This is a genomic window from Maribacter sp. 1_MG-2023 (assembly GCF_030547005.1).
GTDB lineage: Bacteria > Bacteroidota > Bacteroidia > Flavobacteriales > Flavobacteriaceae > Maribacter.
Window position 1 is genome coordinate 409909 of the sequence record NZ_JAUOPN010000001.1, and the last position, 14590, is coordinate 424498.

At 34.4% G+C, this 14590-nt stretch carries 14 protein-coding genes and 1 tRNA gene; 10 read left to right on the top strand and 5 right to left on the bottom strand.

Going from position 1 to position 14590, the window contains the following annotated elements; translation table 11 throughout:
- The first annotated feature begins 4 nt into the window (after positions 1-4).
- On the top strand, positions 5-961 hold the full coding sequence (locus Q4500_RS01785) for a 2-dehydro-3-deoxygalactonokinase (protein ID WP_303598046.1): 957 nt from the start codon (positions 5-7) through the stop codon (positions 959-961).
- 123 nt (positions 962-1084) lie between these two features.
- Here the strand turns inward: Q4500_RS01785 and Q4500_RS01790 are convergent, their stop codons facing one another.
- A complete protein-coding gene (locus Q4500_RS01790; RefSeq protein ID WP_303598047.1) occupies positions 1085-2134 on the bottom strand; it encodes a beta-agarase in 1050 nt (349 codons plus the stop codon).
- A gap of 349 nt (positions 2135-2483) precedes the next feature.
- Here Q4500_RS01790 and Q4500_RS01795 point away from each other — a divergent pair, with 349 nt between their 5' ends.
- Positions 2484-3668 (top strand): glycoside hydrolase family 88 protein, encoded by a 1185-nt coding sequence (locus Q4500_RS01795; RefSeq protein WP_303598048.1) that lies wholly within the window; start codon positions 2484-2486, stop codon positions 3666-3668.
- A 54-nt stretch (positions 3669-3722) separates the two neighbouring features.
- Here the strand turns inward: Q4500_RS01795 and Q4500_RS01800 are convergent.
- A tRNA-Arg gene (locus Q4500_RS01800) sits at positions 3723-3796 on the bottom strand.
- A gap of 76 nt (positions 3797-3872) precedes the next feature.
- Here Q4500_RS01800 and Q4500_RS01805 point away from each other — a divergent pair.
- Positions 3873-4385 carry an adenine phosphoribosyltransferase gene (locus tag Q4500_RS01805; RefSeq protein ID WP_303598049.1) on the top strand — a complete coding sequence of 171 codons (513 nt, stop codon included), beginning with the start codon at positions 3873-3875 and terminating at the stop codon, positions 4383-4385.
- Here Q4500_RS01805 and Q4500_RS01810 read toward each other — a convergent pair.
- Positions 4382-4534 carry an SsrA-binding protein gene (locus Q4500_RS01810; protein WP_299796472.1) on the bottom strand — a complete coding sequence of 51 codons (153 nt, stop codon included), beginning with the start codon at positions 4532-4534 and terminating at the stop codon, positions 4382-4384. The genes Q4500_RS01805 and Q4500_RS01810 overlap by 4 nt on opposite strands.
- Before the next feature lie 578 nt (positions 4535-5112).
- On the opposite strand from Q4500_RS01810, the gene Q4500_RS01815 reads away from it, so the two are divergent.
- Positions 5113-6051 (top strand): calcium/sodium antiporter, encoded by a 939-nt coding sequence (locus tag Q4500_RS01815; RefSeq protein WP_299796469.1) that lies wholly within the window; start codon positions 5113-5115, stop codon positions 6049-6051.
- 87 nt (positions 6052-6138) lie between these two features.
- Here Q4500_RS01815 and Q4500_RS01820 read toward each other — a convergent pair whose 3' ends face one another.
- Positions 6139-7161, bottom strand: a complete 1023-nt coding sequence (locus Q4500_RS01820; RefSeq protein ID WP_303598050.1) for a glutamine synthetase beta-grasp domain-containing protein — start codon at positions 7159-7161, stop codon at positions 6139-6141.
- Positions 7162-7348: 187 nt separating this feature from the next.
- On the opposite strand from Q4500_RS01820, the gene Q4500_RS01825 reads away from it, so the two are divergent.
- The 6 genes from Q4500_RS01825 to pyrF all read left to right on the top strand — a co-directional run bounded on the left by Q4500_RS01825 (position 7349) and on the right by pyrF (position 14390).
- Positions 7349-9535, top strand: a complete 2187-nt coding sequence (locus Q4500_RS01825; protein WP_303598051.1) for a glutamine synthetase III — start codon at positions 7349-7351, stop codon at positions 9533-9535.
- 93 nt (positions 9536-9628) lie between these two features.
- Positions 9629-10807, top strand: a complete 1179-nt coding sequence (locus Q4500_RS01830) for an AIR synthase related protein (RefSeq protein ID WP_303598052.1) — start codon at positions 9629-9631, stop codon at positions 10805-10807.
- A gap of 52 nt (positions 10808-10859) precedes the next feature.
- A complete protein-coding gene (locus Q4500_RS01835) occupies positions 10860-11303 on the top strand; it encodes a ubiquinol-cytochrome c reductase iron-sulfur subunit (RefSeq protein ID WP_303598053.1) in 444 nt (147 codons plus the stop codon).
- 123 nt (positions 11304-11426) lie between these two features.
- Positions 11427-12380: an FAD:protein FMN transferase gene (locus Q4500_RS01840; RefSeq protein WP_303598054.1), complete on the top strand. Its 954-nt coding sequence runs from the start codon at positions 11427-11429 to the stop codon at positions 12378-12380.
- 108 nt (positions 12381-12488) lie between these two features.
- Complete coding sequence (gene prfA, locus Q4500_RS01845; RefSeq protein WP_303598055.1) at positions 12489-13565, top strand: peptide chain release factor 1; 1077 nt, start codon at positions 12489-12491, stop codon at positions 13563-13565.
- Between the two features lie 3 nt (positions 13566-13568).
- Positions 13569-14390, top strand: coding sequence for an orotidine-5'-phosphate decarboxylase (gene pyrF, locus Q4500_RS01850; RefSeq protein WP_303598056.1), 822 nt, complete (start codon positions 13569-13571; stop codon positions 14388-14390).
- Here the strand turns inward: pyrF and Q4500_RS01855 are convergent.
- Complete coding sequence (locus tag Q4500_RS01855; RefSeq protein WP_303598057.1) at positions 14382-14573, bottom strand: hypothetical protein; 192 nt, start codon at positions 14571-14573, stop codon at positions 14382-14384. The genes pyrF and Q4500_RS01855 overlap by 9 nt on opposite strands.
- Between the last annotated feature and the right edge of the window lie 17 nt (positions 14574-14590).

Sequence of the window (14590 nt, forward strand, 5' to 3'; positions counted from 1 at the left end):
GAATATGAAAATACCATTAACCTTTATAAGTTGTGATTGGGGAACAACAAATATTCGATTAAAAGTCATTGAAACCGAAACACTGAATGTGCTTGCGAATTTTGCATCTAATGCAGGTGTAAAGACTGTTTATCAAGAGTATTTGAAAGAGACTCAAATAGAGCAATTCGATTATTTTTATAATACATTAATAGGCTTAATTGATAATTTACCTGTAGCATATCAAAACAATTTAATTGTGATTTCGGGTATGGCTTCTTCTAGTATTGGTATGTTTGAAATGGACTATGCCGACATTCCTTTTTCAATTACTGGGAAGGGTTTGCATTGGAAGTTGTTCAATAATTTAACATCTTCAGATGTACTTTTAATATCTGGAGTCAGGGATGTTGTTGATGTTATGCGTGGTGAAGAAGCCCAAGTTATTGGATTAAATACCACAATTACTAAATATGAAAAAGGTATTTTGATTTTACCTGGTACGCATAGTAAACATGTTTATTTCGATACTAATGAAATAGTAGGGTTTAAAACCTATATGACGGGTGAGCTTTTTGAGCTATTATCTAAAAATAGCATTCTCTCTAATAGTGTAAATGAACAACAGTGGTCAACTGTATCAGAAAAAGCATTTTTAAAAGGGTTGCATTCAGGTTTCAGAAAAGAGTTAACTGCTCATTTATTTACTATACGTGCCAATGATATTTTAAATGGCACATCTAAAAATGAAGGGTTCTATTTTTTAAGTGGTTTGTTAATTGGAGATGAGTTGTCATATATAGAAAATGACAATGAACAATTTATTTTATTTACTTGTTCTCCACTTTTAAAATTATACGAGATAGCTTTAGCCGAGTTGTTTCCAAATCAAAAACATCAAATTTTAGATGATGCAATTGAAACTAATGCAGTCGTTAAGGGACATTTTTCATTGTTAAAAATGGTAAGTAAACTCAATTAAGAAAAAACAACATTAGTGTGCTAGTTTATATCTAGTCTTTTGGAATATTTTTTTAAACAAAAAAACTAAGTCTCTTTTCAATAATTTTATTGAAAAGAGACTTAGTTTTAAAATCAATTTAAACTAGTTTTCAACTGGTTTGAAAATTCTTATCCAATCAATAGTAAATGCATTATCGGTATTTGATAATTCGGTATCGGTAGGTATAACAACCTTACCATTTATTGTTCTCCACCCTTGTTCTTCAACACTGAAAATAATATCCATTTCTTTAGATAAGCCAGTTCTGGTATCATTAGTAGTATCACCTGGGTTAGTTGAATTCGTCAGATATAAAGGGTCAATTTCATCTTTTCCTTCTCTTTTAGTTACTAGTACACCATCAACATAGTAGTATAAATTGAATGGGTCTTTCCAATAGACTCCGTATCTATGAAAAGAATCTTTCCAAAGAATATTACCGGCACCGTCATTTCGAGTTATCCACGTGGGGTTCGGTGAAGGATTACCATTACCGTTCACTAGCTCGCTTGGTTGCCAATCTTGAAAAGGATCTCTAATAAAAACATGATGGCTAACATGCATTCTTTGTGCGTACCATGAAAGATCATCATTTGCACTCTCTGAAAAATCTGCACCGTAGCCTTCCATAAAATCAATTTCTTGAGTATCGTCTGGGCTTAGTAACCAAGCGCCATTTGCCAATACCGAATTCATTATTTTGATATTAGCTTCTATGTATACCGGGTATTGAACAGTTTGTTTAGAATGTATGACACCTGCATTGACCCTTTCGGTTTCAAAACGTGAAGCAATTAACTTTAAGGTTCCATTTTCTACAGATGAATGTTCTCTAGACCAAGTGGTAGATGCCGGTCCTGACCACGCATTATGATACCAATCATCCCATTTATCTAAAAATATAGCACCTTTGTTCGAGGCCTGTGCTTCATATTCAAAATCATCTGAAACGGTTTCTTGAAACTCCCAAGTCATACCAGAACCTGCATCTGCGGGTACGGGTATTGTAATCCATGTTTCTTCGATAACTTCTTCTTCTATAACTTCTTCATCTACGTCATTTTGTTTTGCTGTAGGTTTATCTGAAGTAGATTTTGAGCAACTGATTAGAACAGAACTTGTAAGCATTAATAACAAAACTATTTTTTTCATTTCAAGAAATTTTACATTTTTATGAAAGATAAAAAACAAGTAGTTTTTTCTTTAATATTCAACTGTACTAAAACTGAACAACCGATTGAATTAACAATTTTAATTTTTGAGATGCAGCTGTTTTAATGTCTATAGTTATTAATCCCTGCGGCTTATTGCTCGATGCCATTTGTTATCTCAGATGCGAATATCTGTTACAGATTTAATAGGAATAGCTGTTTTACATATTAAATCATTTTATATCAAAATATTAGAAAACTGGAATTACTCTGAAAGAACCGCAAATATTATTTTGTATAATTACAATTGTAATATATGTGCTACTCGGTACTAATTAAAACTGTGCTCTATGGTAAGTAAAGTAATTAAGGTGTTCGTTATTCTAATTTCTTTTGCCACAATTTCTTGCAAAGATGTGCCTGATAAATCTTCTGAAACATATATCGTTTCGGCAGATTCTCTTTTGCAAATTCGCTATCAGAAATTGTTAGATTATCCTATAGATTCATTAGAATTTCCAAGAAATTATAATACCAAAACCCAAGAAGTTTTTAAAGTTGCTTCTAATGACTGGACAAGCGGATTTTACCCAGGTAATCTTTGGCAATTGTATAGGATAACCGGTGACGATGCTTTTAAAACAAAAGCAATAGCATGGACAGCATTTATGGAAAAAGAGAAAACCAACGGCGGTACGCATGATATGGGTTTTAAAATGTTCTGTAGTTTTGGGGAAGGGTATGAAATTACTGAGGAAGAGAAGTACAAAGAAGTAATTATAGAAAGTGCTACTACACTAGCAACCCGATATAATGAAAAAGTAGGCAGTTTAAGATCATGGGATTTTAACAGTGATATCTGGGAGTTTCCTGTAATTATAGACAATATGATGAATCTTGAGCTTTTGTTTGAAGCCACAAAGATTTCTGGCGATAGTACATTCCATAATATTGCAATACAACATGCAAATACGACTCTAAAAAATCATTTTAGGCAAGACAACAGTAGTGTTCATGTTGTTGTCTATGATACTATTTCTGGCGAGGTTAAAGATAAAGTTACCCATCAAGGTTTTAATGATAATTCAGCTTGGGCTAGGGGTCAGGCATGGGGTATTTACGGATTTACCATGTGTTATAGATATACAAAGAATGTGTTGTATTTAGAACAAGCAGAAAAATCGGCTGTGTTCTATTTAAGTCATGATAACTTACCTGAAGACGGAATCCCTTATTGGGATTTTAATGACCCAAATATACCTAATGTGGTTAAAGACGTTTCTGCGGCTACAATAACTGCATCTGGATTAGTAGAATTATCTTCATACACCAATGATACTAGCTATCTTGATTATGCAGATAAAGTATTGAATACTTTAAAAAGTGAAGCGTATATTCTATCCGCAGAAATAGAAGCTCCTTTTATCTTGGGTCATAGCACTGGTAATTGGCCTAAAAAAGATGAGATGGATGAGCCAATTGTATACGGAGATTACTATTTTTTAGAATTAATGCTTCGAAATAAAAAAATATAATGCTAAACGTCATTATTGAGAATAAAAAAACCCCATATTTTATGGGGTTTTTTGTGACCTCGACAGGATTCAAACCTGTAACCTCTTGAGCCGTAATCAAGTGCGCTATTCAGTTGCGCCACGAGGCCATTTTTAATTTTCCCTTAGCGGGGTGCAAATATATTTCTTTTTACTTTTACCACAAAATTAAGAACACAATATTAAATGGATTTTAAAAGTTTAATTCGAGATGTGCCCGATTTTCCTAAAGAAGGAGTGGTTTTTAAGGATATAACTTTGTTACTGCAAAACCCTAAAGCTCTTAAAGAAACGACTAATGCACTTTATGAGCTGCTAGAGGGTCAAAACATAGACAAAGTTGTAGGTATGGAAAGTAGAGGATTCATATTCGGACCCTTGCTAGCCGATAAGCTTAATGCCGGATTCGTGCCTGTTCGTAAACCAGGTAAGTTGCCATCTGCGACCCTAAGGGAAACTTACGATTTAGAATATGGTACCGATACCTTAGAGATTCATATTGATGGAATAGAGAAAGGCGATAGAGTCTTAATACATGATGATGTGTTAGCGACAGGTGGTACAGCGAATGCTACTTGTAAATTAATAGAAAAATTAGGTGGAGAAATTATACAATGTAATTTTCTTATTGAATTAACTTTTCTAGAAGGTGGTACTAAAATAAATTCTTACCCTGTAAAATCTTTAATGAAATATTAATCTAATGCTTTTGTGGTAATCAAATAGCGCCAACCGACAATAGCCATTTGCAGCTTACTTGCCTTAGATAAATCTAACCGTTGTTTACTGTAAGAAGGTAGAAGAGCTTTATTGAGCTTTGCAATTAGTTTGTAGAGTTTCTTTTTCAATTTAAAATTTTAACAAAAATACATAAATAACATAACGATTGATCAAGTCGCTAGGTTTCTATGTTTCAGAGGGTGTAAATTCTTTAATGATATACTAGCGTGACTATTATACTTAATATTAGCATTACAAGAAGTTTTATTAAAGCAATCATATCGTAAAGTTTTAGTGGTTGATAATTTTGTTTGGTTGTTGTTGAAAGATATAATTGTAGTAGTATTTCTACAAATGAAATTTGTTAAAATAATGTATTTGGATCTTAATATGTAAGTAAAAAAATGAATTTAATTATCATTCATAACTTCATTTCTACAAACAAGTTTCAATATGATGCTATATTGTTTAATTTAGTTCTATTTGAGAAAAATTGTAGAGAGGTTTATGATGTTTTTTAGAAATCGTAGGCTTGAAATGGATTAAAATTGTCGAAAAAGACCTGTTTCATTCCTAGATAAAAAAATGCTCGAAGTTTTAGATGTATCTAGATGAGATAATAGAATGAAGCGATTTAGTTTTCAGATCAAATCATTTGTCATATGCCAAGAGATATCTTCTATTTATATTTGCCAAAATTCTTTTCATGCAAGATTTCTTATTCATCGTTGGCGGACTCGTATTATTAATAGCAGGTGGAAACTGGTTGTTGAAAGCTGCTGTAGATTTATCATTAAAACTTAGGATTCCGAAAATAGTAATAGGTATGACCGTGGTGTCATTTGCAACATCAGCACCAGAACTTATAGTAAGTATTAATGCAGCTCTCGACGGATTTCCAGATTTGGCACTTGGTAACGTAGTAGGGTCTAATATAGCTAACCTAGGTCTCGTACTTGCTATTACTATTTTGTTGAGCCCAATAGATGTAAGTAAGAGTTTCTATACTACTGACTGGCCTGTAATGATGCTTGCTTCTTTATTGTTTTTCTTCTTTATATATTTTGACGGAGTACTCGTGCAATATGAAGGTATAATAATGGTGGTATTTCTTTTTCTATTCTTAGTGTATCTGCTGAGATTTCAAAAGCCTGCGGTTATAGACGAAGAAGATGAACCAGATGTGATGATGCCTACGTATAAGACCGCTTTATTTTTAGGTTTAGGCGGCGGTGCCCTTTGGGGAGGTTCTGAGCTATTAATTACTGGTGCTGTAGGTATGGCAACCGTATTTGGTGTAAGTGAACGTGTAATAGCTATAACGATAGTTTCTGTAGGGACAAGTATTCCTGAACTGGCAGCATCTATAATTGCTGTGATAAAGAAAGAAAAAGCAATCTCTTTAGGAAACCTAATTGGTTCCAATATATTTAATCTACTTGCAGTTTTAGGTATCACGTCTATAATTACACCTATTACCGTTATGGACCAAGGTCTTTTGACGAACGATATCTTTTGGATGCTAGGTATCTCTTTCCTTATTCTTCCTCTAGTATTTATACCAAAAGGATTGCGATTGGGGTGGAGAGATGGTTTAATACTTATTAGTGTTTATCTAGCATTTATATATATCACAATTCAATAGATAATCTCTTTCAAATATTAAATAAATAAAAAACGCCCTGGAAAAATTTCCAAGGCGTTTTTAGTATAATCAACAATTAATTTGGTATTAAACTTTTGCAGTTTTAACTGTCTTAATAATTCTAGCTGCAATTTTATATGGATCACCGTTAGAAGCTGGTCTTCTGTCTTCTAACCATCCTTTGTATCCTTTTTCAACAGCAATTAATGGAATACGAATAGATGCACCCCTATCTGAAACTCCCCAAGAGAAATCTGTAATAGCTGCAGTTTCGTGTAAACCAGTTAAACGCTGGTCGTTAAATTCACCATATACTTCAATATGCTCTTTAACAAACGGACGGAAAGATTCGCAGATTGCTGCGTAAGTTTCTTTAGAACCACAAGTTCTTAATGTCGTGTTAGAGAAGTTTGCATGCATACCAGATCCATTCCAATCCATGTCTTTTCCTAATGGTTTTGGATGGTAATCGATATAGTAACCATATTTTTCAGTTAATCTGTCTAAAAGGTATCTAGAAATCCAGATTTCATCACCAGCTTTTTTAGCGCCTTTTGCAAATAATTGATATTCCCATTGTCCAGAAGCAACCTCTTGGTTAATTCCTTCAAAATTTAAACCTGCATCGATACAAAGATCAGCATGTTCTTCAACTAAACCTCTACCATGTGTATTTTTACCACCTACAGAGCAGTAGTACATACCTTGTGGTGCAGGGTAACCACCAATTGGGAAACCTAAAGGTAATTGTGTTTTGGTATCCATAATGAAATACTCTTGCTCAAAACCGAACCAGAAATCATCATCTTCATCATCAATCGTAGCTCTTCCATTAGATACATGCGGAGTACCGTCTGCATTCATAACTTCTGTCATAACTAAATAACCGTTGGTTCTAGCGGGGTCAGGGTATATTGCTACGGGTACTAACAAACAATCAGAAGATCCACCTTCAGCTTGTCTAGTAGACGACCCGTCAAAAGACCAGTTGCCTAATTCTTCAAGAGTTCCTTTAAAATCTTCATGCTCTTCAACTTTTGTTTTGCTTCGCATGTTTTGAGTTGGAAAGTATCCATCTAACCAGATGTATTCTAATTTAATTTTAGCCATAATAATGTTCGTTAATTTTTAATAAAAGACAAACAAAAATATGTTTTTTATGATTTGCTTACGTTTTTTTAGGGGGTTAATGTTGAAAAATTAAATTTATTGTTATCTACCCCTATTTTTTATCGGGTATTTTATCATATTTATATTTATTGAACGTAATTTTGTCAAATTAATAATGTATTTATATATGAAATCACCAAGATTTACTGCCATAGCCGAAAGTCAGAAGAGAAAAAGTATAGCAATTGAGGAGAAAGGTCGACGTTCTGAGTTGTTCGGTGTCAACGTTTTCAATGAAAAAAAGATGTTGCAATATCTTACTAAAGATGCCTTAGGTAGTTTGAAGGGCGCTATGGTTTCAGGCTCTAAAATTGATAGAAAGATAGCTGATCAAGTGGCCGAGGCTATTAAAGGTTGGGCAATTACCATGGGTGCTACACATTATACACATTGGTTTCAACCATTAACAGGTTCTACAGCTGAAAAGCACGATGCATTTTTTGACCTTTTACCAGATGGTACGGCGTTAGAAAAATTTGGAGGTGGACAATTGGTTCAGCAAGAACCAGATGCTTCTAGTTTTCCAAGTGGCGGAATTAGAAATACGTTTGAGGCAAGGGGGTATACCGCTTGGGATCCATCTTCACCGGCATTTATATATGGTACTACTTTATGTATACCAACTATTTTTGTTTCTTATACAGGTGAAGCTTTAGATAATAAAGCGCCTTTGTTAAGGGCATTAGGTGCGGTTGATGATGCGGCTACAGCTGTTGCTAAATATTTTGACAAAACCGTATCAAAAGTTAATGCTACCCTGGGTTGGGAGCAAGAATACTTTTTAATTGACAAGGCTCTTGCGCATTCTAGGCCAGATATTATGATGACGGGTCGTACTTTGGTTGGTGAAACTCCCGCAAAAGGGCAACAGTTAGATGATCATTATTTTGGGGTAATACCGAGTCGCGTGTTAAGTTTCATGAGTGATTTGGAAAAGGAATGTACCAAATTGGGTATTCCTGTTAAAACGAGGCATAATGAAGTTGCACCGAATCAGTTCGAATTAGCTCCTGTTTTTGAAGAGGCTAACCTAGCCATTGATCATAATCTGTTATTGATGGATGTGATGGATAAGATTGCGGATAAGCATCAGCTTAAGGTTCTTTTTCATGAAAAACCTTTTGCTGGTATTAATGGTTCTGGTAAACATAATAACTGGTCGTTAGCAACAGATACTGGAGTCAATTTATTGAGTCCGGGTTCTACGCCAATGAAAAACCTTCAATTCTTGACCTTTTTTATAAATACAATTAAAGCAGTTGATTCGTATGAAGAACTTTTGCGTTCTTCAATTGCATCGGCAGGTAATGACCATCGTTTAGGGGCTAATGAGGCACCGCCGGCTATATTTTCAATTTTTGTTGGTTCACAGTTAAGTAATGTTTTAGATGAACTTGAAGGTGTTTCTAAAGGGAAGTTGTCACCTGAAGAAAAGACAGAGCTGAAGTTGAACGTTGTAGGTAAAATTCCTGAAATATTGATGGATAATACTGATCGCAATAGAACTTCGCCTTTTGCTTTTACAGGTAATAAATTTGAGATGCGTGGTGTGGGTGCAAAAATGAACTGTGCCAAGCCAATGACTATTTTAAATACTATAGTTGCGAAGCAATTGAAAGATTTTAAAAAGGAGGTCGATGTATTGATCGATAAGAAGAGCTTGAAAAAAGACGAAGCTGTTTTTAATGTGCTTCGTGAATATATTAAAACATCTAAAAGAATTCGTTTTGATGGTGATGGTTATAGCTCTGACTGGGAGAACGAGGCCAAAAGAAGAAAATTAAGTAATAATAGAAATACACCAGAAGCTCTAGAGGTATTGACATCAAAAAATAGTCTTGCCTTATTTGAGTCAATGAAAGTAATGAGCGAGGTTGAAGTTAGTGCTCGTCAAGAGGTAGATTTAGAGAATTATATTATGCATCTACAGATAGAAGGTAGGGTATATAATGAATTAGTCTATGGATATATTATGCCTGCAGCATTAAAATATCAAAACGAGTTGATTAAAAATGTATCCGGACTAAAAGAAATTTATGGGGCTGCGCATAAAAAATTCTCTGAAGGACAATTGACTATGATAGAAGAGATAGCGGAGCATGTGGTAAGTATTAAAAAAATGGTAGATGCTATGGCAGATGCACGTAAAAAAGCAAATTCTTTAAAAGACACGAAGAAGAAAGCCGAAGCCTATTGCCATAATGTTAAACCATATTTTGTTGAGATTAGATTGCATAGTGATAAACTAGAAAAGCTGATGGATAACAACTTATGGCCGTTAACCAAGTATAGAGAATTATTATTTATTCAATAAGTTAAATTCATAATTGAAAAAATTGAGGGAATATTAAGCTGAACAGCAGTATCAGTTTTAATGATTCCCTTATTTTTGTCACAAATCTAAATTATGTCCACATCAAGCAGTGAAAGATATCAGCAACGCGGCGTGTCAGCTTCAAAAGAAGATGTACACAATGCGATAAAAAATATTGACAAAGGTCTTTTTCCGAAGGCGTTTTGTAAAATTGTTCCTGATTACTTAACGGGAGATGAAGAATATTGCTTGGTAATGCATGCAGACGGTGCGGGTACCAAATCTTCTTTAGCATATATGTACTGGAAAGAAACCGGAGATATCTCTGTATGGAAAGGTATAGCTCAAGATGCATTGATTATGAATATCGACGATCTTATTTGTGTTGGGGCAACTGATAATATTATGCTTTCTTCTACTATAGGTAGAAACAAAAATAAAATTCCGGGAGAGGTTCTTTCGGCAATTATTAATGGTACCGAAGAATTGATCAATGATTTAGGTGAGTTTGGTATAACCATACACTCTACTGGTGGTGAAACCGCAGATGTCGGTGATTTGGTGAGAACCATTATTGTAGATTCTACCGTTACTGCTAGATTAAAAAGAACTGATGTTATTGATAACGCCAATATTAAAGCAGGTGATGTCATTGTTGGTCTAGAGTCTTTTGGTCAAGCCAATTATGAGAAGGAGTATAATGGAGGAATGGGAAGTAACGGACTTACTTCTGCACGCCATGATGTTTTTTCGAATTACTTAGCGGAGAAATTTCCTGAAAGTTTTGATGCCGAAGTGCCTGAAGAGCTTGTTTATTCTGGTAATGTGAAGTTGACTGATACAGTTGAGAATTCGCCTATCGATGCTGGTAAATTAGTATTGTCGCCAACGAGAACTTATGCACCAATCGTTAAAAAAATACTTTCAAAATATAGCTCAAACGAAATTCACGGAATGATTCATTGTAGTGGCGGAGCGCAAACGAAAATTCTTCATTTTATTGATGAATTACATGTGGTAAAAGATAATTTATTTGATGTGCCACCACTTTTTAAACTCATTCAAGAACAGTCTGGTACGGATTGGAAAGAGATGTATAAAGTGTTCAATTGCGGTCATAGATTAGAGTTTTATCTTCCTGAAGATGTAGCAAATGACATCATTGAAATTTCAAAAAGTTTTGGCGTAAATGCTCAAATTATCGGTAGGGTAGAGGCGTCAGATTCGAAAAAACTCACAATTTCAAGTAAGTATGGCACCTTTGTGTATTAACATATACGATTAGGGTAAATAAATCGTTCTTTTTGTATAAACCTATCTTGCTATGGAAAGAAAAAAATTTTTACGAACACTTGGTGCCGGTGCGGCATTTGCAATTACTTTTCCTTGTTTAGGAAGCTGTTCAAAAGATAGTGATGTAGAAGGTGATATTGTCGCCCAGCCAACTGATATCGATTTTACAATAGATCTAGAGTCTTCTGAAGCTGCAAAGCTGACTAATAATGGAGGTTTTATTCTTAAAAACTTAGTAGTTGTAGTTAAGAACCTTGAAGGTGAATTTGTTGCTGCAACTCAAATTTGTAGCCACGAACAATACGATCAAGTGCGATTTGTTAATCAAGATGGTGGTATATTCTATTGCGATGTACACGGGTCTAAATTTTCGCAAACTGGTTCACCTTTAAATGAAATTCCGAATAGTACTTCTAAGTCATTGAAAATTTATAATACTAGCTTAGAGGGATCTATATTGCGTGTCTTTGAATAAACATCAAGCTACTAATTCGTAAACCATAACTATACCAACCTAACTTATTAATTCTTTATGTCAATATTTACCACCAAATAGAGAAAGTAAGTGAAGAAATTTTATGTCTTAATTTTATGTCTAATGACCTGCTTCGCGTATGGTCAAGAGAAACAGTACGTAACAGTTAAGAAGTCTTACGAGGTAATGGGCGGTGAATTTGATATTACCGTAATTTCTGAAGATGAAGAGCTTGGGTATATTTATATACAAGAGGCATTGGCAGAAGTACAAAGAATAGAAAAACTTATATCTTCTTGGAGCGAGGAATCTGAAACAAGCTTGGTGAATAAAAATGCAGGTATTAAACCTGTAACCGTTAGCTGGGAGTTGTATAAACTTATAGAGCGATCCATTCTATTATCTGAAATTACTAATGGTGCTTTTGATATTACATTTACAGCATTAAATGATATTTGGAAACTCGATGGTTCTATGAATGTCATGCCGACTTCAAGTGAGATAAATGAGGTAAAGAGTAAAATTGGGTATAAGAACATTATACTAAATAGTAAAGAACAAACCGTTTATCTTAATAAAAAAGGAATGCGTATTTCTTTTGGTGGTATTGGTAAAGGTTTTGCTGCAGATAAGGTAAAAGCATTATTGGTTTCTAATGACGTAAAAGCAGGTATTATCAATATAGATGGCGATATCACTACTTGGGGTACAAAAGTAACGGGAGATAAATGGCTTATAGGGGTTGTGAATCCCGATCGAAAAGGCGGTATATCTTCTTGGATTCCTATTTTAGAGTCTTCTGTGGCAACCACTGGTGGCGATGGTAATTTTATACTATCAGGTAATGAAAAATATACTCATATTATAAATCCGAAAACAGGGTATCCGGCGACGGGTATTAATAGTGTTTCGGTTTTTGCCAAAAGTGCCGAAACATCAGATGCATTAGCTACTTCAATATTTGTAATGGGTCTCGATGCAGGGCTCGCACTAATTAATCAGTTGGGCGATACAGAGGTAATTATTGTGGATAGCAACAATAAAATGCATAAAAGCAATGGTATATTGCTTAATTAGATGTCATTTATATAGAATCACTTTCTTATTTTTTAATTCTTACCGTAATAATCGCTTTAGTGTGTCTGTAATTTTATTGTAAATTTGCCGTACAAGTGAAGTAAGCATATGATAGACAAGTTAAACATAGTAAAACAACGTTTTGATGAGGTTTCAGACCTTATAATTCAGCCAGATATTATATCTGACCAAGAGAAATATGTAAAACTCACAAAAGAATATAAAGATCTTAGAGATTTAATGGATAAGCGAGATGAATATCTTGAGCTTACCAATAATATTACCGAAGCCGAAGAGATTATTGCTGATGGAAGTGATGCTGAAATGATTGAAATGGCAAAAATGCAAATGGATGAGGCTAAAGGCGGATTGCCAAAGCTTGAAGAGGATATTAAATTAATGTTGATTCCGAAAGATCCAGAAGATGCAAAAGATGTAGTAGTAGAAATCAGAGCCGGAACGGGTGGGGATGAAGCTAGTATTTTTGCCGGAGACCTTTTTAGAATGTATACGAAGTATTGTGAGGGCAAAGGATGGAAAACTAACGTAATTGACCTTAGTGAAGGTACTAGTGGTGGTTATAAAGAAATTCAGTTCGAAGTTTCTGGCACGAATGTTTATGGGACTTTAAAATTTGAAGCTGGTGTACACCGTGTTCAACGTGTACCTCAAACAGAAACACAGGGTCGAGTTCATACCAGTGCAGCTACGGTTATGGTTTTGCCTGAAGCTGAAGAATTTGATGTGCAAATAGATCCTAAAGATGTAAGAATTGATTTTTTCTGTTCTTCTGGTCCTGGTGGTCAGTCTGTAAATACAACATATTCTGCTGTTCGTTTAACGCACATACCAACCGGATTGATTGCGCAATGTCAAGATCAAAAATCGCAACATAAAAATAAGGACAAGGCTTTTAGGGTACTTCGTTCTAGATTGTACGATTTAGAATTGGCAAAGAAGCAAGAAGAAGATGCTGCTAAACGAAATTCTCAAGTAAGTAGTGGTGATCGTTCTGCAAAGATTAGAACATACAATTATCCACAAGGTAGAGTTACCGATCACCGAATAGGTCTTACTTTATATGATTTGTCGAATATTATTGATGGTGACATTCAAAAAATAATAGACGAATTAAGTTTTGTAGAGAATACCGAGAAATTGAGGGAAGCCTCTGAGATATTTTAATTTATGACTACTCAAGAGTTAGTAAATCAAATACATAAAAAAAAATCTTTTTTGTGTATTGGTTTAGACACCGATTTAGAAAAAATTCCTGCATTTTTATTGGAAGAAGAAGATCCTATTTTCTCTTTTAATAAAGCTATTATAGATGCTACTCATGATTTGTGTGTGGCGTATAAGCCCAATATTGCTTTTTATGAAGCTTACGGAGTTCAAGGCTGGTCGGCATTACGTAAAACGATTAAATATTTGAATACTAATCATCCTGATATTTTTACCATAGCAGATGCTAAAAGAGGAGATATTGGAAATACTTCTACAAGGTATGCGAAGGCATTTTTTGAAGATTTAAATTTTGATTCTATAACTATAGCTCCTTACATGGGGCGCGATTCTGTTGAGCCATTTTTAGCCTTTAAGGATAAGCATACCATTTTACTTGCACTAACTTCAAATGAAGGTGCTTTTGATTTTCAGACAAAAAAAATAGATGGAGTAGAACTTTATAAAGAGGTTCTATCTGTTTCTACAACATATGAAGGTGCTGAGAACTTAATGTATGTGGTAGGGGCTACAAAGGCTGAATATCTAAAAGAAATTCGCGAGATAGTGCCTAATAGTTTTTTATTGGTGCCTGGCGTAGGCGCACAGGGCGGCAACTTAAAAGATGTATGTAAGTATGGTATGACCAAAGATATTGGTCTACTAATTAATTCTTCACGCGGAATAATATATGCTTCTGATCAAGAAAATTTTGCAGATTCAGCCAAAACTAAGGCTAAAGAATTGCAAGAAGCTATGAAAATTGAGCTAGAAAGGTTAAACTAACTCTTCTAGAGTTCTTTTAATTTTCTGCGCTTTTGATTCAAAAAACTCTCCCAATTGAGTATTTGACTGTATGTTTGAAGCTTTTTTCAAAAAAGTTTGATATTGATACTCCAATAAGCTGATGATATCATTATTTGCTTCCATTGGTGTTACCGATCCTACCTTACAATACTGCTTGTTCATTATACTAATTTTATGTT